Source organism: Streptomyces corchorusii, from assembly GCF_001514055.1.
GTDB lineage: Bacteria > Actinomycetota > Actinomycetes > Streptomycetales > Streptomycetaceae > Streptomyces > Streptomyces olivaceoviridis.
This window is the reverse complement of the sequence record NZ_KQ948354.1, coordinates 358,376-385,171: the sequence shown is the minus strand read 5'-3', so window position 1 is coordinate 385,171 and position 26,796 is coordinate 358,376. Positions and strand designations below refer to the sequence as shown.

Here is a 26,796-nt window from a genome sequence, read left to right as displayed (position 1 = left end):
ACGTTCGCCGGAGGGGGGTCGTGCGGCCTGACGGAAACCTAGCCAACTCGTGTGTCTTCTGTGAAGGTTGGTGCGCGGTTTGTCCGATACATTTCCGTGACCTTTTCCCGGGGCGCGCGAAGGTTCACGTCCGTGTGACCAGGCGCTTCCGATGCGTGAGGGGTGGGTCCGTCCGCCTGGCACGAAGATCAACCCGTGCCCGGAGCCGCCATGTTCCGGGGACCGCGACCGGTTGTCGGTGGGGCGCCCTAGACTCGTAGAGCGATGAGCAGCCTCTTTGACGACAGCTTCCTGGCGGACCTCCAGACCCCTCGCGGGCACGAGGAGGAACCACCGCCGCCGCCCGAGGACGATCACGCTCCGGAGCCGCTTCCGGACGATCTGTTCGGCGGGAAGTTCGACGTGCCACCGGACCGGGACGCCTACTACCGCGACGGCGCCCCCCGCCCCGCCCTCGACGCGGCGGCGCTGCTGGAGGGGCTGAACGAGAACCAGCGCGCCGCGGTCGCGCACGCGGGCTCCCCGCTGCTCATCGTCGCCGGCGCCGGCTCCGGCAAGACCCGTGTGCTGACCCACCGCATCGCCTACCTGCTCGCCGAGCGGAACGTCCACCCGGGCCAGATCCTCGCGATCACCTTCACCAACAAGGCTGCGGGCGAGATGAAGGAGCGCGTCGAGCAGCTCGTCGGCCCCCGCGCGAACGCCATGTGGGTGATGACCTTCCACAGCGCGTGTGTGCGCATCCTGCGGCGCGAGAGCAAGAAGCTCGGCTTCACCTCGTCGTTCTCGATCTACGACGCCGCCGACAGCAAGCGCCTGATGGCCCTGGTCTGCCGCGACCTGGAGCTCGACCCCAAGCGCTTCCCGCCGAAGTCCTTCAGCGCCAAGATCAGCAACCTGAAGAACGAGCTGATCGACGAGGAGGACTTCGCCGCCCAGGCCACCGACGGCTTCGAGAAGACCCTGGCGCAGGCCTACGCCCTGTACCAGTCGCGGCTGCGCGAGGCGAACGCGCTGGACTTCGACGACCTGATCATGACGACGGTCAACCTGCTGCGCGCCTTCCCGGACGTCGCCGAGCACTACCGCCGCCGCTTCCGGCACGTCCTGGTGGACGAGTACCAGGACACCAACCACGCCCAGTACGCGCTCGTGCGGGAACTCGTCGGCACCGGCGAACACGATGAGGACACCCCGCCCGGCGAGTACGACATCCCGCCCGCCGAACTCTGCGTCGTGGGCGACGCGGACCAGTCGATCTACGCCTTCCGGGGTGCGACGATCCGCAACATCCTCCAGTTCGAGGAGGACTACCCGAACGCGACGACGATCCTGCTGGAGCAGAACTACCGCTCCACGCAGACCATCCTGTCCGCCGCCAACGCGGTCATCGAGCGCAACGAGTCCCGCCGCCCGAAGAACCTGTGGACCAACGCCGGTCAGGGCGCCCGGATCGTCGGGTACGTCGCCGACACCGAGCACGACGAGGCCCAGTTCGTCGCCGAGGAGATAGACCGCCTGGTCGACGCGGGCCACGCGCGCGCGGGAGACGTCGCCGTCTTCTACCGCACCAACGCCCAGTCCCGTGTGTTCGAAGAGATCTTCATCCGCGTCGGCCTGCCCTACAAGGTCGTCGGCGGAGTCCGCTTCTACGAGCGCAAGGAGGTCCGGGACGTCCTCGCCTACCTGCGCGTCCTCGCCAACCCGGAGGACTCGGTGCCGCTGCGCCGCATCCTCAACGTGCCCAAGCGGGGCATCGGCGAGCGCGCGGAGGCGATGGTCGACGCCCTCGCCCAGCGCGAGAAGATCAGTTTCCCGCAGGCCCTGAAGCGGGTGGACGAGGCGTACGGCATGGCCGCGCGCTCCACCAACGCGGTCAAGCGGTTCAACACGCTGATGGAGGACCTGCGGACGATCGTCGAGTCCGGCGCCGGACCGGCCACCGTGCTGGAGGCCGTCCTCGAACGCACCGGTTACCTGGCCGAGTTGCAGGCCTCCACCGACCCGCAGGACGAGACCCGGATCGAGAACCTCCAGGAGCTCGCGGCCGTGGCCCTGGAGTTCGAGCAGGAACGGGGCGAGGACGAGCAGGCGACCCTGGCCGATTTCCTGGAGCAGGTCGCCCTGGTCGCCGACTCCGACCAGATCCCGGACGAGGAGGACGGCGACGGCGTCATCACGCTGATGACCCTGCACACCGCCAAGGGTCTGGAGTTCCCGGTCGTGTTCCTGACCGGCATGGAGGACGGCGTCTTCCCGCACATGCGCGCCCTCGGCGAGATCAAGGAGCTGGAGGAGGAGCGGCGTCTGGCGTACGTCGGCATCACGCGCGCGCGGGAGCGGCTCTACCTCACGCGGTCGGCGATGCGCAGCGCCTGGGGCCAGCCGTCGTACAACCCGCCCTCCCGCTTCCTGGAGGAGATCCCGCCCGCCCACGTGGAGTGGAAGCGGACCGGGGCGGCGGCGCCCATGGCCTCCGGGCCGGCGTCCGGGATCGCCGCCTCGCTGTCCTCGACCCGTTCCCGCTCCTCGGCCTCGGGCGCGTCCGGGTTCGCCACACGGCGCACGTCGGAGAAGCCGGTGGTCGCGCTGGCCGTCGGTGACCGGGTCACCCACGACCAGTTCGGGCTCGGCACGGTCGTCGCCGTGAAGGGGACGGGCGCGAACGCGGAGGCGACGATCGACTTCGGCGACGCCAAGCCGAAGCGGCTGCTGCTGCGGTACGCGCCGGTGGAGAGGCTGTAACAGGAGGAAGGGCCCCGCTGAAGAGCGGGGCCCTGCTGCCTGCGGGGGATGTGCCCGCGGGGGATGGGTCTACGTGGGATCCAGTCCGTGGCTCCGCAGCCACGGCAGCGGGTCCATGGCCGCCCCGCCCGCCGGCCGTACCTCGAAATGCAGGTGCGGACCGGTGGAGTTGCCGGAGTTGCCGGAGTGGCCGATCGGCTGTCCGGCCTTGACGGTCGTACCGGAGGCGACGCTGTAGCTGGAGAGGTGGCAGTACCAGGTCTCCGTGCCGTCCTTCGCCGTCACGATCATCATGTTGCCGTAGGCGCTGTTCCACTTGGTGGTGACGGTGCCGTCGGTGGCGGCCATCACCGTGGTGCCGTAGGAGACCGGGAAGTCGATGCCGGTGTGCACCGACATCCAGTTGATGCCCGCCTGGCCGAAGTAGGCGCTGAGTCCGTGCTGCGCGACCGGCAGCGCGAACTTCGGCCGCAGCCGCTCCTTGAGCGCGGCCTCCGCGGCAGCCTTCTTCTTCTCCAGCTCCTGCTGCGCCTTGAGGTCGATCCGCTCCTGGGTGCGGCTCGCCCGGTCGGCGAAGTCGTCGGCGCCCGCGGAGAGCGTCTTGAGCTGGCTGTCCAGTTTGCTGTTGGCGACGGACGGCTTGACGGGCTGCGCGTCCGAGGCGGTGGTGGCGGTGTCCTTGGAGTCGTCGGTCAGTGCGCCGACCGAGGCGGCGGCGATCCCGGCCACCCCCATCACACAGGCCGACGGCACGGCGACGGTCAGCAGCGCGGAGCGCTTGGCGGGCGTACGGCGCCGGGAGCGCGCCCCGCCGCGTGAGCCCGCGCGGGTCGTCGGCGCCGGGGTGACCTCTTCCTGGTCGTCCAGCAGACCGCTCACGGCGGGCAGTTCGCCGGTGGAGTCCGACTCGCCCTCGCCGGCGTGCTGTTCCTCGAAGGCGGTGTCCTCGTACGGCACCTGCTCGAAGGCCGCGGTCGCCTGCGGATCGCCCGCGTGCTCGAACCCGGACTGCGGGTCGCCGACCGCCTGGAAGGTCGCGGTGGCCTGCTGGTCGAACGGTTCGCCACCCGGCTCGGACTGCGCCGGCACGCTGTGCCCCGCGGAGTTCCACTGCGTGGCGTCGTAGGCGCCCGTGTCGAAGGTCTGGGTGCCCCACTCCCACTGCTGGGTGGGGTCGGCGGCGCCGGACGGGTCCGGCTGCGACCAGGCGCTGGCGTCCCACTGGCCGCTGACGTCGTTCCCGGTGGGCTGTGCGGGGACGGTCCAGGCGGTGCTGTCGTGGACGCCGGAGTCGTAGGCGGCGTAGTGCTGCGCCGCGTACGGGTCGTAGCCCGGGGTCTGGGCGGTGCCGGTCTGCCAGTGCGTGGTGTCGTACGCGCCGGTGTTCTGCTCGCCGCCCGGCAGGCTGCCGAAGAGCGGGTCGGTGTGGAAGGCCGTGGTGCCTCCGGACTCACCGGCAAAACCGGTGGCGTCGTAGCCGCCGTACGTGGTGAGGTCGTCGTAGGGGGCTTCCTGTGCCCCGTACGGCGCGTAGTGCGCGGTGGAGGCGTCGGAAGCCGGGGCCGGGGTGGTCATGGTCCCCGACGGGTGACGGTCGTTCACCAACTTCTCTTTCGCCTCGACAACAGGGGCTGCCAGAGCAGTGCGGCGACTGTACCCGTCGGTACCTGGGCGCGACAATCTTCGGCCTGTTTCGCGTGGGCCGGAAACGGGCATTCGGCCGTGTTTCGGGGCTCCAGGACCCGACCTTGGCCTTGCGTTCGAAGAGTGTTCGATGTCGAGCGGTGAGGTGCGGGCTGTGCATCGGTGGTGCGCCGGCTGTGCGTCGGGCGGTCTGTCGGCTGTGTGTCGGGGAATCCGTCGGCTGTGTGCCGGGGGTCCTTCGGCTGTGCGCGGGCTCCGCGCTCCGGTCGCGGCCGGGTCTCAGGCCACCGTCAGGCCGTCGGCGGCCCGGTCCTCCGGGTGCGGGACGTCCAGGGCCTCGCGTATCCCGGCCGCCACGGCGGGATGCACGGGCAGGGCGAGATGGCCGATGCCGGTCACCCGGACGTTCTGCGCGTCCAGGTCCGGGTGCTCCAGTCGGGCCGACTCCAGGGGGTCCATCAGGGAGTCCAGGTCGCTCCAGAAGCTCACGAAGCGGGTCCGGCAGCCGGGGGCGGGCCGGGCCAGCTCCTCGATCACCGCGGAGCCGGGCCGCATCTGCCGCACGATCGGGTGCGCGTCCGCCAGCGGCGCCACCCGGGTCCCCGAGTGCGGGGTGCCGAGGGTGACCAGCGTGCGTACCCGCAGGTCACCGCCCAGGCACTGGGTGTAGTAGCGCGCTATCAGACCCCCGAGGCTGTGCCCGACGATGTCGACCCGGGCACTGCCGGTGCGCTCGCAGATCTCCTCGATGTGCCGGCCGAGCAGCTCGGCCGCGATGCGAATGTCGCAGGTCAGCGGCGAGTAGTTGAGCGACTCCACCCGGTGCCTGCCGTGCTGGGCGAGGGTGCGGCGGAGCAGGACGAACACCGAACGGTTGTCGATGAAGCCGTGCAGCAGGACGACCGGTGTCGCGGGGCGGACCGGCAGCCGGGCGGCGCCGTCCGGGGCGGGCAGGGCGGCGGAGCGCCGCTCCTGGATCAGGCCGGTCGGGTACAGCAGGAGGTGGCCCGCCAGGATCGCCGCCTCCAGGGCCGTCGCCCGCAGCAGCGTCATGGACACTCCGGCCAGTCTGCCGGGCCACAGGCGGCGGCAGAGCGGGAAGAAGAGCGGCAAAACCCCGGTGACCTTCATGGGCACCTCCTGTCGGCACGCCGGGGGACGGCTCGACTCCCGTGTGCCTCATGTCCCACCATGTGATTTCCCCCTCGCAGCGCACCGTAAAACTGCCGCTTGCGGGATGCTGGAGATAACGTTCGTTCACTTCGCGACGGTGGCGGAACGCGCCAAAAGTGCGGTACTTGTCGATACGGACGGAAGCGATCGCTTCCGTGGTCGCTTGATGGAGGCAGTGATGGGTGTGGCAGCCGGTCCGATCCGCGTGGTGGTCGCCAAGCCGGGGCTCGACGGCCACGATCGGGGGGCCAAGGTCATCGCGCGGGCCCTGCGCGACGCCGGTATGGAGGTCATCTACACCGGGCTCCACCAGACGCCGGAACAGATCGTCGACACCGCCATCCAGGAGGACGCCGACGCGATCGGCCTGTCCATCCTCTCCGGCGCCCACAACACGCTGTTCGCCGCGGTCATCGAGCTGCTCAAGGAGCGCGAGGCCGAGGACATCCTCGTCTTCGGCGGCGGCATCATCCCGGACGAGGACATCCCGCCGCTGAAGGAGAAGGGCGTGGCGGAGATCTTCACCCCCGGGGCGACGACCGCGTCGATCGTGGAGTGGGTCCGCGCGAACGTCCGCCAGCCGGCGGCGTCGGGGGGCTGACGGCTGCCTCCGGCGGTTGCGCGGCTGCTGCCGGGGTGCCGACCTACTTCCGGGTTGCCGACCTGCTCCCGGTGGCCGGGGGCCTGCTCCTGCCGGGCAGGGGCTCTCCTCGGGCCGTCACTCGGCTGCTTACGCCCGCTCTGCGGCTGCCCTCGGCTGCCCCTCGTCGGGCCGTTGAGCGGTGGCCCCTCGTCGGGCCGTTGAGCGGTGGCCCCTTGCCGAGCCGCCTCGCGGCTGCTGCCGGCGGTTCCGCAGTCGCGTGTCGCGCGTGCTCGGCTGCTTGCGCAAGCCTGGTACTCGCCTGCTTACGCAAGCGCTCGGCTGCTTGCGCAAGCCTGGTACTCGCCTGCTTACGCAAGCGCTCGGCTGCCCCGGCCGTTACGTGGCTGCCCCCGGCGGCCAAGGGGTTCTTTCGTGGGTCACGCGGCTTCCTCCCGTGGCTGCGGCGGTGTCTCCGGCGGTCGCGCGGGTGTTCTCGGCGGTGGAGTGTCCGGGGTGGGCGGGGTCAGTTCCCGGGTCATCGCCGCCCGCAGCCGCAGGGTCGTGACCAGCCGCTGGAACGCCTCCGCCCAGTACCCGCCGGCCCCCGGCGCGGCGTCCTCCCGCTCGTCGGGCACCGCCAGCAGCGCCTCCAGCCGGACGGCCTCCGCCGGGTCCAGGCAGCGCTCCGCCAGCCCCATCACCCCGCTGAAGCTCCACGGGTAACTGCCCGCGTCCCGAGCGATGTTCAGGGCGTCCACGACCGCTTGGCCCAGCGGGGGAGCCCAGGGGACCGCGCACACCCCGAGCAACTGGAACGCCTCCGACAGGCCGTGCGTGGCGATGAACCCGGCGACCCACGCGGCGCGTTCCGCCGGATCCAGCGCGGCCAGCAGCTTCGCCCGCTCCGCCAGGGACACCGCGCCCGGCCCACCCGCCTCCGGCGCGGACGGCGAGCCGAGCAGGGCCCGCGACCAGGCGGCGTCCCGCTGCCGTACCGCCGCCCGGCACCAGGCCGCGTGCAGCTCACCCTGCCAGCCGTCCGCCACCGGCAGCGCGACGATCTCCTGGGGCGTGCGCCCGCCGAGCCGCTGCGACCAGGTGCCGAGCGGGGCGGCCTCCACCAACTGGCCCAGCCACCAGGACCGTTCCCCCCGCCCCGCGGGCGGTACGGCCACGACACCGTCCCGCTCCATGCCCGCGTCGCATTCGAGCGGCGCCTCCACCGCGATCGCCGGCGCGCTCCCCGTACGGTCCAGGGCCACACACGCCGAGGCCCGTACGGCCATCCGCGCGGCGAGCGCCGAGTCCGGCAGCGCCGACAGCAGTTCCGCCGCCGTCGCCCGGACATTGCGGCTACGGTCGCCCAACGCCTGCTCCAGGAACGGTTCGTCCGCGTCCGACAACCCCGTGCGCAGCGAGTCGAGGAACATCAGACGGTCCTCCGCCCGCTCCGCCGCCCATGTCGACGCCAGCAACTCACGGCCCAGCGCGGGCGTGCGGACGCGCAGGGCCCCCAGCAGCGCCGCCCGCTCGGCGAACAGCCCCTCCTGCCACAGCCGGCGCACCGCCTCGGCGTCCCCCGGATCGGGCAGCGCCGCGCCGCCGCCGGGGGCCGCGCGCAGGGCGAACCGCCAGTCCGGGTTCAGCCGGGCCAGCCACAGCGCGCGCGGACCGGCGAAGGCCAGCGCCGCCGGGCGCAGGTCCGTACGGCCCCGGGCCGCGTCCAGCAGTGCGGGCAGCACCTGCGGGGGCGCCGCGTACCCGTGCGCGTTGGCCGCCGCGAGCCACTGGGGGAGCAGCTCCATGAGGTCGGGGGAGCTGCCCCGCCGGCTGCCGGCCGCGCCCCCGGACCGGTCGGCCAGCAGGGTGGTGAGTCTGCGGGCCGCCGGTGCGGGCAGGGCGGGGCGCGGATCGGCGGGCGCCGGACCGGGCCGCCGCGCCGCCCGCGCAGGCCGCAGCCCGGCCCGCCGCCGTACGGTCGCCACGGCCGCCGCGTCGAGCAGTGCCATCGGGGCCGGGCGACCCGGCACGACGTGCGCCGGGGCACGCCGGTCGGTACCGAGGAGCGCGGTGGTGACCAGCTCCTCCCAGGAGGGCGCCGGGGCCTGCGAGGGGTGTGCGGAGGAGCCGGCCGAGTCGTCCGCGGTGCTGGCCGGCTTCTTCCGGGAGTGCCCCGGGTCGCCCGCGTCCCCGTCGGCCCGTGTCCCGTCGCTGGGCGGTGCCCCGTTCATCACGTTCCCTTCCCCTCCATCTTTCCTTCCGCCTTCTTGCCGTCCGCCTTCTTCCCTTCCGCGTGCGCCCGCCGGGATCAGCACAGCGGCACCGCCTCGCCCTCTCCCTCCGCCCAGGCCGTGAGCGGGGTGAAGCCGCGGTGGCCGCACTCGCCGAAGACCGTGACGGGGGCGCCGCCGGACAGGGCGACCAGCCGCCACAGGCCGGGCCGTGAGCGGGCGGCCCGGGTCACCGGCAGGGCCGTGTCCGTGTCCGCGTCGGCCAGTTGCCATCCCTCGCCGTCCGGTACGGGCGTCACCCGGTCCAGGGTCACGGGGACCGCGTCCAGCCACGGGTCGTCGCGCAGGGCCTCGCCGTACCGGGCCGCCGCCTCGGCCGTCGTCACGCCGGGTGGGCGGAACGCGGCCGGGACCGGCGGGGCGAACCGCTCGCCCAGGGCGGCCCGGGACCGGCCGGAGCCCGGGTACGCCGTCAGCTCGGCGTCCAGGGCGAGGCCCACCGGCAGCGACAGCTCCGGTGCCCGGCCCGCCGCTCCGTAGGACAGCAGCAGTCGGGTACCGCCGGACTCGGCGCCGTGCAGCCATATCCGGCGCGTCGTCAGTTTCGGGTCCGCCGTGTCGTACTGGGCGAGGACCAGCCAGCGGTCGCGCAGCGGCGGGCCGTCCGGCGTGGCGGGCAGGCCGAGCCGGGAGCGGACCGTGGCCGCGAGGCCGTCCGGCAGCCGGTCGCGGTGCAGCCAGCCCTGGTCGAGCAGGTGCAGCAGCGCGCACTCCTCCAGCAGCCGTGCCGGCCAGCCCGCGCCGGACGCCGGGACCGCCCCCAGTTCCCGGACTCGCGCGGCCAGTCCTGGCGCCTGGGCGTCGACCATGCGGGCCGCCGTCTCGTCCCACAGGCCGTACCCCGCGTGTTCGGCCGCGGCCAGGCCGCCGCGCAGCAGGTCGGTCAGGCGTTGCTCCAGCTCGCTCGCGCCCGCCGTGACCCGCTCGGCCCGGCGTTCGGCCCGGCGCCGGGCCGCCTCCGGATCGGCGGGCCCGGCGGCCGGACCCGCCTCGGCCCGCGCCCGTGCGGTCTCGGCGCGTCCGCGCCGGTCCGCGAGCCACTGCCCGGCCCACTCCGGCGGCTGCGCGGCGGCCGGCACCGCGCCGTCGTCACCCGCCCACAGCAGAAGCAGCCCGAGCGCGTGCTTGCACGGGAACTTACGGCTCGGGCAACTGCACTTGTACGCCGGCCCGGCCGCGCCGGCCAGGTCCACCACCGTCTGGTACGGCCTGCTGCCGCTGCCCTTGCACAGCCCCCACACCGTCCCCTCTCCGCTCCCCGTCCCGGACCACGGCCCGGCCACGGCGAGTTTGCTCCCCGCCTTGCGTGACGCGGCGTCAGGCGCCAGTGCCAGCACCTGGTCCGCGGTCCAGCGCACCCCCTGCTCAGTCATGTCCCCGACGGTAGGTCCCCCCACTGACAATCGGCCCGGCGAGCGCGTTTGTGCTGGTCAGAGCGATTGTCAGTGGCGTGGTGCACGGTGGATGGCAGATCCGAACCGGCCGAGCTGGAGGGGGCCTCAGCCATGTCTGTGTCCGTGGAACCGACGACCGCCACACCCGACCGCGACGAGACCGCGCAGGCGCTGCGACCGCACGCCGAGCACGCCTTCGCGGCCGAACTCGCCGCGCTCGCCGCCCAGGACGACCGCCCGCGCCCGGCCCGCTGGAAGCTGTCGCCGTGGGCGGTGGCGACGTACCTGCTCGGCGGCACCCTGCCGGACGGCACGGTGATCACACCCAAGTACGTGGGCCCGCGCCGCATCGTCGAGGTCGCCGTCACCACGCTCGCCACCGACCGCGCCCTGCTCCTGCTCGGGGTGCCCGGCACCGCCAAGACCTGGGTGTCGGAACACCTGGCCGCCGCCGTGAGCGGGGACTCGACGCTGCTGGTGCAGGGCACGGCCGGCACCCCGGAGGAGGCGATCCGGTACGGCTGGAACTACGCGCAGCTCCTCGCGCACGGCCCGAGCCGCGACGCGCTCGTGCCCAGCCCCGTCATGCGGGCCATGGCCGAGGGCATGACGGCCCGGGTGGAGGAGCTGACCCGCATCCCGGCCGACGTGCAGGACACGCTCATCACGATCCTGTCCGAGAAGACCCTGCCCATCCCCGAGCTGGGCCAAGAGGTCCAGGCGGTCCGCGGTTTCAACCTCATCGCCACCGCCAACGACCGCGACCGCGGGGTCAACGACCTCTCCAGCGCCCTGCGCCGCCGCTTCAACACCGTCGTGCTGCCGCTGCCGGAGAGCGCCGACGCCGAGGTCGACATCGTCACCCGCCGGGTCGAGCAGCTCGGCCGCTCCCTCGACCTGCCGGCCGCGCCCGACGGGATCGAGGAGATCCGCCGGGTCGTCACCGTCTTCCGCGAGCTGCGCGACGGCATCACCGCCGACGGCCGGACGAAGCTGAAGTCGCCCAGCGGCACGCTGTCCACGGCGGAGGCGATCTCCGTCGTCACGAACGGCCTCGCGCTCGCCACCCACTTCGGCGACGGCGTGCTGCGGCCGGGAGACGTCGCCGCCGGCATCCTCGGCGCCGTCGTCCGGGACCCGGCGGCCGACCGGGTCGTCTGGCAGGAGTACCTGGAGACGGTCGTCCGCGAGCGCGAGGGCTGGACCGACTTCTACCGCGCCTGCCGGGAGGTGAGCGCATGACCGGTACCGGCGGGGGGACGGCGTACGCCTCCGGGCCGCTGCTGCTCGGGGTACGGCACCACGGGCCCGGATCCGCGCGCGCGGTGCGGACCGCGCTGGACGCCGCCCGGCCGGCCGCCGTGCTGATCGAGGGCCCGCCCGAGGCCGACGCGCTGATCCCGCTGGCCGCCGACCCGGGCCTGCGGCCCCCGGTCGCCCTGCTCGCCCACGCCGTGGACGAACCCGGCCGCTCGGCCTTCTGGCCGTTCGCCGAGTTCAGCCCCGAGTGGGTGGCCCTGCGGTGGGCCCTGGAGCAGGGCGTCCCGGCCCGCTTCATCGACCTGCCGGCCACGCACACGCTGGCGTGGCAGAAGGAAGCGGACGAGTCCCGTCACGACGGCGGCGACGACGGCGACGGCGGCGACGAGGGCGACGACGACGGTGACGACGCCGGGGAGTCCGGGCCCGCACCCGATCCCGGCTCCGGTCACGGTGAGCAGGTCCGTGTCGACCCGCTCGCCGTGCTCGCCGAGGCAGCCGGGTACGACGATCCCGAGCGCTGGTGGGAGGACGTCGTGGAACACCGGGGGCCGGGCGCCCGTGACCCCTTCGCGCCGTTCGCGGCGGTGGCGGAGGCCATGGGAGCGCTGCGCGAGCGGTACGGCGCCGGCGGACGCCGGGACCTCGTCCGCGAGGCACACATGCGGCTCCGGCTGCGGGACGCGCGCAAGGAGTTCGGGGACGCCGTGGCCGTGGTCTGCGGGGCCTGGCACGTGCCCGCGCTGCGCGAGCGGACCACCGTCACCGCCGACCGGGCACTGCTCAAGGGGCTGCCCCGGACCAGGACCGACCTGACCTGGGTGCCGTGGACCCACCGCAGGCTGGCCCGGTCCGGCGGCTACGGCGCCGGCATCGACTCGCCCGGTTGGTACGGGCACCTGTTCCACGCGCCCGACCGGCCGGTCGAGCGGTGGTTGACCAAGGTGGCCCGGCTGCTGCGCGAGGAGGACCGGATCGTGTCCTCCGCGCACGTCATCGAGGCCGTACGGCTCGCGGAGACCCTGGCCGTGCTGCGGGGCCGCCCGCTGCCCGGCCTGGGCGAGACGACCGACGCGGTGCGGGCGGTGCTGTGCGACGGCTCGGACGTACCGCTGGCGCTGGTGCACGACCGGCTGGTGGTCGGGGACGTCCTGGGCGAGGTCCCGGAGTCGGCGCCCGCGGTGCCGTTGCAGCGCGACCTGGCCCGGCAGCAGCGGTCGCTGCGACTGAAACCCGAGGCGCTGGAGCGCGAGCTGGAGCTGGATCTGCGCGGGGACACCGACGCCGGCCGTAGCAGGTTGCTGCACCGGCTGCGGCTGCTCGGCGTCGGCTGGGGCGAGCCGGCCCGGTCCCGGGGGAGCACGGGCACGTTCCGGGAGACGTGGCGGCTGCGCTGGGAGCCCGAGCTGTCGGTGCGGGTCGCCGAGGCGGGCGTGTGGGGGACGACCGTCCACGCGGCGGCACGGGCCAAGGCGGAGGCGGACGCGACGGCGGCGCGGGCACTCGCCGAGGTCACCGCGCTCGCCGAGCAGTGCCTGCTGGCCGGGCTGCCGGACGCGCTGCCCGTGGTCATGCGGGTGCTCGCCGACCGGGCGGCCCTGGACACCGACGTCGGCCATCTCGCCCAGGCCCTGCCCGCCCTGGTCCGCTCGCTGCGCTACGGCGACGTGCGCGGCACCGACACCGGCGCGCTGGCCGAGGTCGCGGCGGGCCTCGCCGAACGCGTCTTCGTCGGCCTGCCCCCGGCCTGCGTCGCACTCGACACCGACGCGGCGGAGGAGATGCGCGGCCACGTGGACGCCGTGCACACGGCGGTGGGGCTCCTGACGGAGAGCCTGACCGGGGTGTCCGCGGGGACGGCCGACGGGGGCGCCGCCGGCCCCACGGAAGGCGGGAACGGCACCGGTGCGGCTCCGGCAGGGTGCGGCAACGGCATCGGTGCGGCCGCGACCGCCGGGGCGGTCGGCGAGGGTGCGGGTGCTGCTGCCGGAGGCGGTGGGCTGCGGGGGCGCTGGCGGGCCGTGTTGCGGGTGCTGGCCCTGCGGGACACCGCGCCCGGTGTCATCCGGGGCCGGGCCGTGCGGCTGTTGCTGGACGACGGGGCGCTGGCACCCGAGGAGGCGGCCCGGCTGATGGGGCTCGCGCTGTCGCCGGGCACGCCTCCCGCCGCTGCCGCCGCCTGGGTGGAGGGCTTCGCCGGTGGCGGGGGCGGCCTGCTGCTCGTGCACGACGAGCGGCTGCTCGCCCTGCTGGACACCTGGCTGACCGGGGTTCCGGCGGACGCCTTCACGGACGTACTGCCGCTGCTGCGGCGCACCTTCGCGGCGTACGAGCCGGGGGTGCGCAGAACCCTCGGCGAACTGGTCCGGCGCGGCCCCGGCGGCCGGCCCGGCGGGGACACCGCCCAGGGAGCCACCCTCCCCGGCTTCGCCGCCGAACCGGACACCGGACGTGCCGATGCCGTGGTCCCGGTCCTGCGGCTGCTGCTCGGCCTGGACACGCGCCTCGACACGGTGCCCGCCCCGGCGCACACCCCTCCACCCAGTGCGGCGCGCGAAGCGACACACGAGACGGCACCCGATTCCACGCACGACGACAGCCTCACGGGGGTGGGCGCATGACGGACAGGGCGGACAGGACGAGCAGCAGGTCAGGCAGGTCAGGCAGGTCAGCCCCGCCGGACAGGACGGCCACGACGGACAGCTCGGCCGCCGCGATCGCAGCCGCGGCCGGGTCAACGGTGTCGGCCGCGGACGTGGACCCCGCGCGGGAGCGGCTGCGGCGGTGGCGGATGGTGCTCGGCGGGGACCAGGCCGACGGCACCGGGTACGCGCTGTCCGGGCGGGACGCGGCGATGGACGGCACGCTGGCCGCGCTCTATGGCAGGGGCGACAAGCCGCAGACGGGCCGGGACCGCTCGGCGGGGCTCGGTGCCTCGGCACCGTCCGTGGCGCGCTGGCTCGGGGACATCCGCCGCTACTTCCCGTCCTCCGTCGTCCAGGTCATGCAGCGCGACGCGATCGACCGCCTCGGCCTCGCCTCCCTGCTGCTGGAGCCGGAGATGCTGGAGGCGGTGGAGGCGGACGTGCACCTGGTCGGCACGTTGCTCTCGCTGCACAAGGCGATGCCGGAGACGACCCGGGAGACGGCCCGCGCGGTCGTGCGCAAGGTGGTGGAGGACCTGGAGAAGCGGCTCGCCACCCGAACCCGGGCCACCCTCACCGGCGCCCTGGACCGCAGTGCCCGCGTCACCCGCCCGCGCCACCACGACATCGACTGGAACCGCACCGTCGCGGCCAACCTCAAGCACTATCTGCCCGAGCACCGCACGGTCGTGCCGGAGCGGCTCATCGGCTACGGGCGGGCCGCGCGGTCGGTGAAGAAGGAGGTCGTGCTCTGCATCGACCAGTCCGGGTCGATGGCGTCGTCCGTGGTGTACGCGTCGGTGTTCGGCGCGGTCCTCGCCTCGATGCGGTCGCTCAGCACCCGGCTGGTCGTCTTCGACACGGCGGTCGTCGATCTCACCGACCAACTGGACGACCCGGTCGACGTGCTCTTCGGCACCCAGCTCGGCGGCGGTACCGACATCAACCGGGCGCTCGCCTACTGCCAGGCGCAGATCACCCGGCCGGCCGAGACCGTCGTCGTGCTGATCAGCGATCTCTTCGAGGGCGGTATCCGCCAGGAGATGCTCAAGCGGGTCGCGGCGATGAAGGCGTCGGGGACGCAGTTCGTGGCGCTGCTCGCGCTGTCGGACGAGGGGGCGCCCGCGTACGACCGCGACCACGCGGCGGCGCTGGCCGCGCTCGGCGCACCGGCGTTCGCCTGCACGCCCGACCTGTTCCCCGAGGTGATGGCCGCCGCACTGGAGAAACGGCCCCTGCCGATACCGGAGACGGCGTGACACCGGGCCCGAGGGGGCACCCGGTATCCGGAGTGGGTGGCGCGCACAGCTCCGCGGGGTGGCCGGCCCGGGTGGCCGAAAGCCGTCGGCTCGTCCGGGCGGAGCCTCGCGGACGGGGTGCGTGGTCCCCATTGGGGTGGGGATCAAGCGCCCCGGCCCCGGGGCGACCCGGGGCCGCCAGGGGGTCTCACCGGGTCAACCCCAGCCCGGTGAGGCCTCGCACAACGCCCGTACCGCACGCGGAGGCGGCACGCTGTGCCAGGGAAACCGGCATCATGTGACAGGTATCACCGCTCAGGTGTGACCCGCGATTTAGAGGGCCCCCGCAAGCAGCGATAACCTGCGAGACGGACATGCCGCGCGCTCGGACACCGTGTGCGCTTCCCTAGTGACAGCGGACGTCACGTTGCCCTTCGCGGCACGCCCACGCATCCAACGAACCGCGAGATCACTGATAGGGACGGAAGCGCGTGGACCTGTTCGAGTACCAGGCGAGGGACCTCTTCGCCAAGCACGATGTACCGGTGCTGGCCGGTGAAGTCATCGACACGCCTGAGGCGGCGCGCGAGATCACCGAGCGGCTCGGCGGCAAGTCCGTCGTCAAGGCGCAGGTGAAGGTCGGTGGTCGCGGCAAGGCCGGCGGCGTCAAGCTGGCCGCCTCCCCGGACGAGGCCGTCGCCCGCGCGACGGACATCCTCGGCATGGACATCAAGGGCCACACGGTCCACAAGGTCATGATCGCCGAGACCGCTCCGGAGATCGTCGAGGAGTACTACGTCTCCTTCCTCCTCGACCGTGCCAACCGCACCTTCCTGTCCATCGCGTCCGTCGAGGGCGGCATGGAGATCGAGGAGGTGGCGGCCACCCGTCCGGAGGCCGTCGCCAAGACCCCGATCGACCCGATCGACGGTGTGGACGAGGCCAAGGCCCGCGAGATCGTGGAGGCCGCCAAGTTCCCGGCCGAGGTCGCGGACAAGGTCGTCAACGTCCTGATCAAGCTGTGGGACACCTTCCTCAAGTCGGACGCCCTCCTCGTCGAGGTCAACCCGCTCGCGAAGGTCGCCTCCGGTGAGGTCATCGCGCTCGACGGCAAGGTGTCGCTCGACGACAACGCCGAGTTCCGTCACCCCGAGTACGAGGCGCTCCACGACAAGGCCGCGGCCAACCCGCTGGAGGCCGCCGCCAAGGAGAAGAACCTCAACTACGTCAAGCTCGACGGTGAGGTCGGCATCATCGGCAACGGCGCCGGTCTCGTCATGAGCACCCTGGACGTCGTCGCGTACGCCGGTGAGAAGCACGGTGGCGTCAAGCCCGCCAACTTCCTGGACATCGGCGGCGGTGCCTCCGCCCAGGTGATGGCGAACGGCCTGGAGATCATCCTGGGCGACCCGGACGTCAAGTCCGTCTTCGTGAACGTCTTCGGTGGCATCACCGCCTGCGACGAGGTCGCCAACGGCATCGTGCAGGCCCTGAAGCTCCTGGAGGACCGCGGCGAGAAGGTCGAGAAGCCGCTCGTCGTCCGCCTCGACGGCAACAACGCCGAGCTGGGCCGGAAGATCCTCACGGACGCCAACCACCCGCTGGTGCAGCGCGTCGACACCATGGACGGCGCGGCCGACAAGGCCGCCGAGCTGGCCGCCGCCAAGTAAGCACGAGGACGAGGACTCAAACCACCATGGCTATCTGGCTCAACAAGGACAGCAAGGTCATCGTCCAGGGCATGACCGGCGCCACCGGCATGAAGCACACCAAGCTCATGCTCGGTGACGGCACGAACGTCGTGGGCGGCGTGAACCCGCGCAAGGCGGGTCAGACCGTGGACTTCGACGGCACCGAGGTACCCGTCTTCGGCACCGTCAAGGAGGCCGTCGAGAAGACCGGCGCCAACGTCTCCGTCATCTTCGTGCCGGAGAAGTTCACCAAGGACGCGGTCGTCGAGGCCATCGACGCCGAGATCCCGCTGGCCGTCGTGATCACCGAGGGCATCGCCGTGCACGACACGGCCGCCTTCTGGGCGTACGCCGGCAAGAAGGGCAACAAGACCCGGATCATCGGCCCGAACTGCCCCGGCATCATCACCCCGGGCCAGTCGAACGTCGGCATCATCCCGGGCGACATCACCAAGCCGGGCCGCATCGGCCTGGTGTCGAAGTCCGGCACGCTGACGTACCAGATGATGTACGAGCTGCGCGACATCGGCTTCTCCACCGCCGTCGGCATCGGTGGCGACCCGATCATCGGCACCACGCACATCGACGCCCTGGCCGCGTTCCAGGACGACCCCGACACCGACCTGATCGTGATGATCGGTGAGATCGGTGGCGACGCCGAGGAGCGCGCGGCCGCGTTCATCAAGGAGAACGTGACCAAGCCGGTCGTCGGTTACGTCGCGGGCTTCACCGCGCCCGAGGGCAAGACCATGGGCCACGCCGGCGCCATCGTCTCCGGCTCGTCCGGTACCGCCCAGGCGAAGAAGGAGGCCCTGGAGGCCGCGGGCGTCAAGGTCGGCAAGACCCCGACCGAGACGGCGAAGCTGGCCCGGGAGATCCTGAGCGCCTGACCTCCCCCTTTCCACAGTCGGTAGGCCCGTTCCCCCGCCGGGGCGGGCCTACCGGCGTTTCCTGGAGCGCCACCGCTCACTTCGGCTCCGGTGCCAGTCTCTCCGGTCCGCTCGCCTCCGACCGGTGGAGCTTCGTCCGCAGTTCCTGCTCCTGCCGGGAGAGCGGGCCCAGGCCGGCAGGCGGGGGAACGCCCTGCACCGCCCGGGCGGGTGCGACCGGGGCCTCGTAGCGCGTCGGCGCGGTGCGGAGCGTGAGCGTCGTCGCGCCGATGATCGTCACGGTGAAGGCGATGGCCGCGCGGGTCCAGAAGACGTTCCGCCGTTCGGAGCCGGTCCGCACCGTCGTCGACCTCTCCGCGCGGAGCCGCTCCCTGGAGGACAGTTCGAGCATGCGGCGGTGCAGCGTTTCCGGATCGGCCAGTTCCGGCAGCAGCGCGGCCACCGCCTCCCGGGCGTGGATCAGCCGGTTCGCGGCGGCCGGTGTGCTCGCCTCCGTCTCCGCCGCCGTCTCCGGCAGGTCGAGGCCCACACCGTCGTACAGCACGAGCGTGCGCCGGTACGACGCCGGGAGCCCGAGCAGGGCGTTCAGCAGGGCCCGGTCGGCCGGGTCGGCGGGCGGGGGTTCCGGGGAGCGGTAGCGGGGGCGGAAGCGGTGCCAGGGGGAGAGCGCGCAGTCGTACGCGACCGCCCGCACCCAGCCGGCCGGGTCGCGGTCCCGGGCCACCTCGGGCCAGCGCTGCCAGGCGAGCTGGAAGGCCCGCTCCACGGATTCGCGGGCCAGTTCGCGGCGCCCGGTGAGCAGATAGGTCTGGCGCACGAGGGCGGGGGCGCAGAAGGCGTACAGCGCGTCGAAGGCCTGAGCGGGGGTCAGCGAGGGCGTCTGTCCGGTCGTCAGGCGCGCCGCGGGCGAAGGGTTCTGAGGGGCCGTCGACTCGGGGCTCTGTGTCGTCACGATGCACCCTTCTGTACGAAAAAGAACATAAACGTATATTGAGCGACACTTCGGAGGTTCGCCTGTTACGACGGGAAAGCGCGTGTCGTTGGGAGCATGGCCAGCGTGATCCAGACGACCGTTCGCCGCTCCTCGATGTCGCCCGTGGTCAACCGGATGCGCGACCGCTCACCCGGACTCGGCGCGAGCCTGCTGGGCGGTGCCGTCGCGGCCGGACTGGGCCTCGCCTCGTTCGCCGTGCTCGTGATGATCCTGTGGGTCAGCTCGCCCTATCCGGACAGCGGGCCGGACGGCGCGCTGCACATCGCCGCCGCCCTGTGGCTGCTGGCGCACGGTGTGGAACTGACCCGCACCGGCACGCTCTCCGGCGCGCCCATGCCCGTCGGCCTCACCCCGCTGCTGCTGCTCGCCCTGCCGCTGTGGCTGCTGTACCGGGCGGCGCGGGACGCCACCGACGCGCCCGTAGAACCGGACGGCCCGCCACCGGTGCCGGCGCGTACGGCGTGGACGGGCGTGGTCCTCGGCTATCTGGGTGTCGGCGTCGCCGCGGCGCTGTACTGCGCCCGGGGTGAACTGCGCCCGGGGTGGATCTGGGTGACGCTGTGTCTGCCGCTGGTCGCGGCGGGCGCGGCCGGTGCCGGGGTGTGGTCGGCGTACGGCCGCCCGCGCGAACCGGTGCTGAGCGCGCTGGTGGTGGTGCCGGGGCCGGTGCGGCGGCTGCTGTTCGGCACGGACGAGTGGGCGCGGCTGAGCGCGGCCGTACGCGCCGCCGGTGCCGCGACGACGGTGCTGTTCGGGGGCGGCGCGCTGCTGGTCGGGGTGTCACTGGTGTGGCACGGCGAGCCCGCGCGGGCCTCCTTCCTCCAGCTCACACAGGGCTGGACGGGCCGGTTCGCCGTACTGCTGCTCGGCATCGCGCTGATCCCCAACGCGGCCGTCTGGGCCGCCTCCTACGCGCTCGGCCCCGGCTTCCTCCTCGGCGCCGGACACCTGGTCCGCCCGCTCGCCTCCGACCCGGCGCCGCTGCTGCCGCCGTTCCCGCTGCTGGCCGCGGTGCCGGAGCCGGGCGCCGGTGCGCCGGGGCACTGGGCGGCGGGGGTGGTGCCGGCGGTGGCCGGGATGACGGCGGGGTGGTTCGTGGCGCGGGCGGCCGTACGCCGGACGGAGGCCGGGGGACCACCCCGGGCCCGCTGGTCGGCCGGCCGCACCGCCGGGGTGGTGCTGCTGACGGCACTGGTCTGCGCGGCGGCCCTCGCCCTGCTCGCCGCGCTGGCGGGCGGTCCCCTGGGCGTCGGTGCGCTGTCCCGCCTCGGCCCGCCGTGGTGGCGGACCGGGGGCGCGGCCGGGGCCTGGACGCTGGTGTTCGCGCTGCCGGTGGCCCTGATCGCCCGGGCCTGGCGGCTGCGCACCTGGCTGCGGCGCCCCGACGGCCCCCCGGCCCAGGGCACGGAGACGGGGGCCACGGGCCTGAAGGGGGCACAGGGCGGCAAGGGGGCGGCGACGCCGGCGGCCGGGGCGAACGGTGGTGTCGCGGTGGTGACTTTGACGGCCGCGGGGAGCGACGGTGCCGGGGTGGTGACGGCGACGGCCGCGGTGACGGCGGGGCGGGCGGGAGACGGAGTGGGGACGGGGGCTGTGGAAGACGCCGTGGTGGCGGCGGTCACGGGCCGGGACACGGGCAGGGCGGCCGGGGAAGCCGGGCGCGGCGAGGGCGGGCCCGGCGGTACGGGAAGCGGGGGCGCGGCGGGCAGGCCCAAGGGGTGGGGCCGCAGCCAGGACGGCAAGGGGGGTACGGCCGCTCGGACGGGGGCGGGGGCGGTGACCGGTGCGACCGGAGCGGAGGAGGAGGACCGGTACGAGGTCCTTCCCGCCGATGACGCGTTCCCGACCTCGTACCCGACTCCGGTCCCCGCGCCGGTTCGGAATCCGGTCCCCGAGCCGTTCGCCGCGGGCCGGCCCGGCGACGTCGCCCGCGCCTCCCGCCGGGCGGCCCCGAAGCAGGCGGCAGGAACCCGGGAGAACACCCGCGAGACCGACCGGGGGAACGCCCGCGGGAACGACCGCGAGGGCGCCGCCCCCGACACCGCACCCCGCCCCCACACGGAGCCCCACACCGAGACGCCCCCCGAGAGGCACCCTGGGACGCACGCCGAGCCTCAGCCGGAGCCGGACGCCGACCGGCGCCCCGAGTCCCGCCCCTACCTCAGCGCGGACCCCGGCCCCGGCCCCCGAGCGGGCTCCTCCGGGTGAGGGGCCTCAGCTGTTCTGCGTGCCCAGCACGCCCCGCAGCTCACGGGGCAGCAGGGTGTCGCAGGACTGCTTGGCCTCATGGGTGAGGGCGTCGTTGACGCAGGTGTAGTAGTCGCGGTAGACGAGCTGGACGGTGAAGGTGGAGGCCACCAGGACCAGGGCCAGGCCCGCTGTGACCAGGCCGCTGACGGCCGCCGTCGTCTGCGGCCGGCCGGCCGGGGCCGCAGGGGCGCCGGGGGCTGCCGGGGCGTCCGGGGACGGACGGCGCGGCGTGGCGCGCAGGGCGCTGATGCCCCAGTACAGGGCGAGCGCGCCCAGCAGCAGGGCTACGTAGGGCCAGCTGAACAGGGCGAAGAAGACCGCCCACATGCCGGAGAGCAGGGCGTACCGCGCGCGGCGCTGGGCCGGGTCCGCCGGGTCCCAGCGCATACCGGGGCCGGCCGGTCCGCCGGGGCCCTGCGGGCCGCCGCCCGGGCGCTGGCCGAAGCCGTCGGGGGAGCGGCCGGGCTGCCGGTCACTCCACTGACTGCCCCAAGGAGAGTGGCCGCCAGGCCCCTGACCACCACCAGGTCCCTGCCCACCATCAGGCCCCTGCCCGGGAGCGTGGCCCGGCCCCGGACCGTGGCCCTGACCGTGCCCCTGCCCATGTCCGTGCCCCGTGCCGGACGGATCCCCGTGATGGCGCGGGCGCCACGGCTGGTCCGGAGCACCCTCCGGCGGTGGCGCGAACGGGTTGTCGTCCTGCCGCTCACCACCCGCCCCGGAGACGCCGTGCCCGGAGCCGCCGTGCCCAGAACCGCCCTGTCCCGAACCACCGTGTCCCGAGCCGCCCTGCCCGGCGCCCCCTTGGCCGGAACCACCCCGCGGCGACTGCGTGGGCGGCGAGGTCGGGCGCTCCCGCAGCAGTGCGGCGCCACGCTCGCCCCCCTGGGCCGGGCGCGGCGGGAACGTGAGGAGTCGCAGGCTGCGAGCGGGCATCAAAAGAGCGTCTTCCCCTAGGTGGCTACGGCTGTCCGACATGAGCTTCCACCCCGTGAACGCACCGCACGACGACCCGGTTCCCGAGGCTGCTCCTTCGTGTCTCCTTGCGAACGCTACCGTCCGGCCGTCCACCCGTCCCGAGGGCCCCTTCCCGAGTGCCGGTATCGTTGCTGGCGGTCGGCCGCTTCGTAGACTTCCCCGTATCCGGGGGCGTGAAGCATTCGTACGACTGTACAAACCAGCCGTACGAAACCGGCCGTACACGGATCGCAACCGCAGAAAGGGCCCCATCGTGGCCGCCACCACCGCCGGCCCGGCAGTCAAGCGCCTCGTCGTGCTGGTCTCCGGCTCCGGCACCAATCTCCAGGCGCTGCTGGACGAGATCGCCGCCGTCGGCGCCGAGGCGTACGGCGCCCGGGTCGTGGCCGTCGGCGCGGACCGCACCGGCATCGAGGGGCTGGCCCGCGCAGAACGCGCCGGCATCCCCACCTTCGTGTGCAAGGTCAAGGACCACGGCTCCCGCGAGGAGTGGGACGCCGCCCTCGCCGAGGCGGTGGCCGCCCACCGGCCCGACCTCGTCGTCTCCGCCGGCTTCATGAAGATCGTCGGCAAGGAGTTCCTCGCGCGGTTCGGCGGGCGGTTCGTGAACACCCACCCGGCCCTGCTGCCCAGTTTTCCCGGGGCCCACGGAGTCCGTGACGCGCTCGCGTACGGCGCCAGGGTCACCGGCTGCACCGTCCACTTCGTCGACGACGGCGTCGACACCGGCCCGATCATCGCCCAGGGCGTGGTCGAGATCCGGGACGAGGACGACGAGAGCGCGCTGCACGAGCGCATCAAGGAAGTCGAGCGAAGGCTGCTCGTCGAGGTCGTGGGGCGGCTCGCCCGCAACGGCTATCGCATCGAGGGACGAAAGGTAGTTATCCAGTGACCGCCGAGAGCAACAAGCGGGCCATCCGTCGCGCGCTCGTCAGCGTCTATGACAAGACCGGCCTGGAGGAGCTGGCCCGCGGGCTGCACGAGGCCGGTGTGGAGCTGGTCTCCACCGGGTCGACGGCCGGGCGGATCGCCGCCGCCGGCGTCCCCGTCACCAAGGTCGAGGAGCTGACCGGCTTCCCCGAGTGCCTGGACGGCCGGGTGAAGACCCTGCACCCGAAGGTGCACGCCGGCATCCTCGCCGACCTGCGGCTGGACAGCCACCGCGAGCAGCTCGCCGAGCTGGGCGTGGAGCCGTTCGACCTGGTCGTCGTCAACCTCTACCCGTTCCGCGAGACGGTCGCCTCCGGTGCCTCGGACGACGAGTGCGTGGAGCAGATCGACATCGGCGGCCCGTCCATGGTCCGCGCCGCCGCCAAGAACCACCCGTCGGTGGCCGTGGTCACCAGCCCGGAGCGGTACGCCGACGTCCTCGCCGCGGTGAAGGACGGCGGCTTCGACCTCGCCGCCCGCAAGCGGCTGGCCGCCGAGGCCTTCCGGCACACCGCCGAGTACGACATCGCCGTCTCCACCTGGTTCGCCTCCTCCTACGCGCCGGCCGACGACTCGCAGTTCCCGGACTTCATCGCCTCCAGCCTGGAGCGCGCGCACACCCTGCGCTACGGCGAGAACCCGCACCAGCCCGCCGCCCTCTACACCTCCGGCGAGGGCGGGCTCGCGGCGGCCGAGCAGCTGCACGGCAAGGAGATGTCGTACAACAACTACACGGACACGGACGCCGCCCGCCGTGCCGCGTACGACCACGCCGAGCCCTGTGTCGCGATCATCAAGCACGCCAACCCGTGCGGCATCGCGGTCGGCGCGGACGTCGCCGAGGCGCACCGCAAGGCGCACGCCTGCGACCCGCTGTCCGCGTTCGGCGGTGTCATCGCCGTGAACCGGCCGGTCAGCAAGGAGATGGCCGAGCAGGTCGCGGAGATCTTCACCGAGGTCATCGTGGCGCCGGACTACGAGGAGGGCGCGCTGGAGGCCCTCACCAAGAAGAAGAACATCCGCGTGCTGCGCTGCGCCGACGGCCCGGCCCACCCGGTCGAGGTCAAGCCGATCGACGGCGGCGCGCTGCTCCAGGTCGCCGACCGGCTCCAGGCCGAGGGCGACGACCCGGCCCACTGGACGCTGGCCTCGGGCGAGGCCTTGGACGAGGACGAGCTGGCCCAGCTCGCCTTCGCCTGGAAGGCGTGCCGTGCGGTGAAGTCCAACGCGATCCTGCTGGCCAAGGACGGCGCCTCGGTCGGCGTCGGCATGGGCCAGGTCAACCGCGTCGACTCCTGCAAGCTGGCCGTCGAGCGGGCCGGCGAAGAGCGGGCCCGGGGCGCCTACGCCGCCTCCGACGCCTTCTTCCCCTTCCCGGACGGCCCGCAGATCCTCATCGACGCCGGTGTCCGGGCGATCGTCCAGCCGGGCGGTTCGATCCGGGACGAGCAGGTCGTGGAGGCCGCCAAGAAGGCGGGCGTGACCATGTACTTCACCGGGACGCGCCACTTCTTCCACTGAGCCGCACCCGCTGACCCCGCCGAGTCCCGCCCGTCCCCGACGGGCGGGACTCGGCCGTATCCGGACGCCACCCGTCCGGCACGCCCTCGCCGGCCGCCCGCAACGGTCAGCAATGTTTCAGTCCATCGTCAGCGGTGGACGCGAGGGTGGTGGGCATGACGTCGATCGTGGCAGTCTCCAGCTGCCTTCCCGACACCATCCCGATCGCCCGGTTCCACCGCGAACTCGGGCTGACGGACGTCCAGTTGCGGCGTTACCAGCGCTTCTACGGGCTGTCGGACGTGTGCCGCGACCCGCAGGCCGACGAGACGCGGCTGCTGCTGCGCGCCGTGGCCAAACTGGCGGAGCTGCGCGGGCAGGAGGAGCGGGTCAGGTACGTGCTCCAGGCGCGCACCATGCCCGCCCCGCTGCCGTACCCGCTGACCTCGCTCGGCCCGGTCCAGGACGAACTGGGGCTGCGCCACGCCACCGCGTTCGTCGTCTCCCAGCACGCCTGCGCCTCGGGTCTGCTCGCCGTCGACCTGGCCGGCACCCTGCTCGCCGCCGACCCCGACCCGGACGCCCTCGCCCTCGTCCTGACCGGCGAGAAGGCCGGCACCGGCCACAACCAGTCCATCCCCGACGTCACCGTCATGGGCGAGGGCACCGCCGCGCTGCTGGTCAGCGCCGACCGCACCGGACGCAACCGGATGCTCGGCTACGCCGCCCGCACCCACAGCCGGTTCGGCACCGAGTTCATCATGGGCGCCGAGGCCGCCGCCGACTTCCAGGACCGGTACGGGCCCGGCCTGTGCGAGGTCATCGCCGCGGCCCTGGAGGAGGCCGGCTGCACCCTCGACGAGCTGGCCCTCGTCCTGCCGCACAACGTCAACCGGCTGTCCTGGATCGGCGTGTGCCGCACCCTCGGGCTGCCCCTGGAGCGCGTCTTCCTCGACCTGGTGCCGCACACCGGGCACTGCTTCTGCGCCGATCCCTTCATCAACTTGCAGAGAGCCACCGAGGTCGGCCGGCTGCGCCCCGGCGACCGCTATCTGATGACCAGTGTCGGCCTGGGCGCGACCTTCGCCGCCATGGTCTTCGAGCACTGAGCCCGCGAGCCCGCGCCGAACCCGGTGCGCCCGCGCGGCCCCGCCGGCCCGTGCGCACCCGAGAGAGTCAAGAGGTCGATATGCAATCACCGCCCCCCGGTTTCACCGGCCGGCTCAAGCGTGCCGTCACCGGTGACGCGGGCACCCCGCTGGTGTTCTTCGGGAACTTCGAGGTGGAGAACCAGTGGGCCCTCGGCGAGCCCGCCCTGCCCCGGGTCGCCGCGCACGCGGGCAGCGCCGTCGTCAACCGCATGGACGAGTTCGCGCTGCTGCTCGGCGGCAAGGACGACCACGTGGTGCTGAAGACCGCCGTGGACGACGGTTACCGCGCCTACCTGGAGGGGCTCGGCCTCGCCCTGCCCACCGTGCACGTGGCCGCCGGGCAGGAACCCCGGCGCACGGTCGGCGAGGACGCCCTCGCCGACCCGGCCCTGCTGCGCACCCTCACCACGCTCGCCGCCGACGGCGCCCGGCTGACCGCCCACGGCATCTCCACGGTGGAGGAGGAGCTGTCCGAGCGGACCGGGCTGCGGCTCGCGGCCCCGCCCGCCGACCGCTGCAAACACGTCAACAGCAAGGTCTACAGCCGCCGGCTCGCCGACGAGCTGGGCATCCGGCAGGCGCGCGGCTGGGCCTGCGAGACCCCGGAGGAGCTGGCGGCGGCGGTCGCCGCGGCCGGCGACCTGCTCGCCGCCGGGCACCGGGTCGTGGTCAAGGACGCGTTCGGGGTGTCCGGCAAGGGCATCGTCGTGGTGGACAGCGAGCGGACGCTGGCCCGGCTGCACCGCATGGCCGCCGCCCAGGCCGAGCGCACCGCACGGGCCGCCGGCACCGCCGTACGCACCGCGCTGGTCATCGAGGAGTGGGTGGCCAAGCGGGCCGACCTCAACTACCAGTTCACCGTGGGCCGCGACGGCGCCGTGCACTTCGACTTCGTCAAGGAACTGCTCACCGAGGGCGGGGTCCACAAGGGCCACCGCATGCCCGCGCGGCTCACCGAGCGGCAGGTGGCGCAGATCCGCGGGACCGCGCACCGGCTCGGCGAACGCCTCGCCGCGGACGGCTACTTCGGGGTCGTCGGCGTCGACGCGATGGTCGACCCGGACGAGGGCCTCTACCCCGTGGTGGAGATCAACGCCCGGAACAACATGTCCACCTACCAGGCCGTGGTGCACGAGGTCCTGGCCGGGCCGGACGACGTCGCCGTCGCCCGCCACTTCACCGTGCGCCCGCGCCGCCCGCTGCCCTTCGCCGAACTGCGCGAGCTGCTCGGACCGACGCTGCTCACCCAGCCCGGCGGACGCCCGCACGGCCTGTTCGTCAACAACTACGCCACGGTCAACGCCGCAGCCGCCGACGCCGGCGAGAACGGCTTCGAGGGACGGCTGTACGGCGTGCTCCTCGCCGCCTCCGACACGGAGATCGAGGCCCTCGAAACGGACATCACCCGCCGCCTCGCGGCCCTGACGGAACGGAGCTGA

Annotated in this window: 18 protein-coding genes; 12 read left to right on the top strand and 6 right to left on the bottom strand. The window is 73.6% G+C overall.

Annotated elements, in window-relative coordinates; genetic code table 11:
- Positions 1–264: 264 nt before the first annotated feature.
- Complete coding sequence (pcrA, locus tag AQJ11_RS11670; RefSeq protein WP_058081606.1) at positions 265–2,745, top strand: DNA helicase PcrA; 2,481 nt, start codon at positions 265–267, stop codon at positions 2,743–2,745.
- A gap of 69 nt (positions 2,746–2,814) precedes the next feature.
- Here the strand turns inward: pcrA and AQJ11_RS11665 are convergent, their stop codons facing one another.
- Positions 2,815–4,347, bottom strand: a complete 1,533-nt coding sequence (locus tag AQJ11_RS11665) for a M23 family metallopeptidase (RefSeq protein ID WP_059262977.1) — start codon at positions 4,345–4,347, stop codon at positions 2,815–2,817.
- Between the two features lie 321 nt (positions 4,348–4,668).
- A complete protein-coding gene (locus tag AQJ11_RS11660) occupies positions 4,669–5,520 on the bottom strand; it encodes an alpha/beta fold hydrolase (protein WP_058081608.1) in 852 nt (283 codons plus the stop codon).
- Between the two features lie 220 nt (positions 5,521–5,740).
- Here AQJ11_RS11660 and icmB point away from each other — a divergent pair, with 220 nt between their 5' ends.
- Positions 5,741–6,163 carry a coenzyme B12-dependent isobutyryl CoA mutase small subunit gene (gene icmB / locus AQJ11_RS11655; protein WP_059262976.1) on the top strand — a complete coding sequence of 141 codons (423 nt, stop codon included), beginning with the start codon at positions 5,741–5,743 and terminating at the stop codon, positions 6,161–6,163.
- A gap of 419 nt (positions 6,164–6,582) precedes the next feature.
- Here icmB and AQJ11_RS11650 read toward each other — a convergent pair whose 3' ends face one another.
- Both AQJ11_RS11650 and AQJ11_RS11645 read right to left on the bottom strand, forming a co-directional pair.
- Positions 6,583–8,376, bottom strand: a complete 1,794-nt coding sequence (locus AQJ11_RS11650; protein WP_398780747.1) for a DUF5691 domain-containing protein — start codon at positions 8,374–8,376, stop codon at positions 6,583–6,585.
- Between the two features lie 77 nt (positions 8,377–8,453).
- Positions 8,454–9,809: an SWIM zinc finger family protein gene (locus AQJ11_RS11645; RefSeq protein WP_059262974.1), complete on the bottom strand. Its 1,356-nt coding sequence runs from the start codon at positions 9,807–9,809 to the stop codon at positions 8,454–8,456.
- Positions 9,810–9,941: 132 nt separating this feature from the next.
- On the opposite strand from AQJ11_RS11645, the gene AQJ11_RS11640 reads away from it, so the two are divergent.
- From AQJ11_RS11640 to sucD, 5 genes are all read left to right on the top strand, one after another.
- Positions 9,942–11,072, top strand: a complete 1,131-nt coding sequence (locus tag AQJ11_RS11640) for an ATP-binding protein (protein WP_059262973.1) — start codon at positions 9,942–9,944, stop codon at positions 11,070–11,072.
- Positions 11,069–13,711, top strand: coding sequence for a DUF5682 family protein (locus AQJ11_RS11635; RefSeq protein ID WP_059262972.1), 2,643 nt, complete (start codon positions 11,069–11,071; stop codon positions 13,709–13,711). Before AQJ11_RS11640 ends, AQJ11_RS11635 begins: the two co-directional genes overlap by 4 nt.
- A gap of 170 nt (positions 13,712–13,881) precedes the next feature.
- Positions 13,882–14,994, top strand: coding sequence for a VWA domain-containing protein (locus AQJ11_RS11630; RefSeq protein WP_059263097.1), 1,113 nt, complete (start codon positions 13,882–13,884; stop codon positions 14,992–14,994).
- A 470-nt stretch (positions 14,995–15,464) separates the two neighbouring features.
- Entirely contained in the window at positions 15,465–16,643 is a 1,179-nt protein-coding gene (gene sucC / locus AQJ11_RS11625) for an ADP-forming succinate--CoA ligase subunit beta (protein ID WP_014674471.1), read from the top strand.
- Between the two features lie 26 nt (positions 16,644–16,669).
- A complete protein-coding gene (gene sucD, locus AQJ11_RS11620; protein WP_014674472.1) occupies positions 16,670–17,554 on the top strand; it encodes a succinate--CoA ligase subunit alpha in 885 nt (294 codons plus the stop codon).
- A 76-nt stretch (positions 17,555–17,630) separates the two neighbouring features.
- Here the strand turns inward: sucD and AQJ11_RS11615 are convergent, their stop codons facing one another.
- A complete protein-coding gene (locus AQJ11_RS11615) occupies positions 17,631–18,506 on the bottom strand; it encodes a SigE family RNA polymerase sigma factor (RefSeq protein ID WP_059262971.1) in 876 nt (291 codons plus the stop codon).
- A 96-nt stretch (positions 18,507–18,602) separates the two neighbouring features.
- Here AQJ11_RS11615 and AQJ11_RS52375 point away from each other — a divergent pair, with 96 nt between their 5' ends.
- On the top strand, positions 18,603–20,756 hold the full coding sequence (locus tag AQJ11_RS52375; protein WP_341846278.1) for a cell division protein PerM: 2,154 nt from the start codon (positions 18,603–18,605) through the stop codon (positions 20,754–20,756).
- Between the two features lie 6 nt (positions 20,757–20,762).
- Here AQJ11_RS52375 and AQJ11_RS45615 read toward each other — a convergent pair whose 3' ends face one another.
- On the bottom strand, positions 20,763–21,734 hold the full coding sequence (locus AQJ11_RS45615; protein ID WP_079082278.1) for a hypothetical protein: 972 nt from the start codon (positions 21,732–21,734) through the stop codon (positions 20,763–20,765).
- Between the two features lie 295 nt (positions 21,735–22,029).
- On the opposite strand from AQJ11_RS45615, the gene purN reads away from it, so the two are divergent.
- The 4 genes from purN (at position 22,030) to AQJ11_RS11580 (ending at position 26,796) form a co-directional block, all read left to right on the top strand.
- Positions 22,030–22,668: a phosphoribosylglycinamide formyltransferase gene (gene purN, locus AQJ11_RS11595; protein WP_014674476.1), complete on the top strand. Its 639-nt coding sequence runs from the start codon at positions 22,030–22,032 to the stop codon at positions 22,666–22,668.
- Positions 22,665–24,227 (top strand): bifunctional phosphoribosylaminoimidazolecarboxamide formyltransferase/IMP cyclohydrolase, encoded by a 1,563-nt coding sequence (gene purH / locus AQJ11_RS11590; RefSeq protein ID WP_014674477.1) that lies wholly within the window; start codon positions 22,665–22,667, stop codon positions 24,225–24,227. The genes purN and purH overlap by 4 nt, the downstream gene beginning before the upstream one ends.
- A gap of 146 nt (positions 24,228–24,373) precedes the next feature.
- Positions 24,374–25,315, top strand: coding sequence for a 3-oxoacyl-[acyl-carrier-protein] synthase III C-terminal domain-containing protein (locus tag AQJ11_RS11585; protein ID WP_014674478.1), 942 nt, complete (start codon positions 24,374–24,376; stop codon positions 25,313–25,315).
- A gap of 80 nt (positions 25,316–25,395) precedes the next feature.
- Complete coding sequence (locus AQJ11_RS11580) at positions 25,396–26,796, top strand: preATP grasp domain-containing protein (RefSeq protein WP_059262968.1); 1,401 nt, start codon at positions 25,396–25,398, stop codon at positions 26,794–26,796.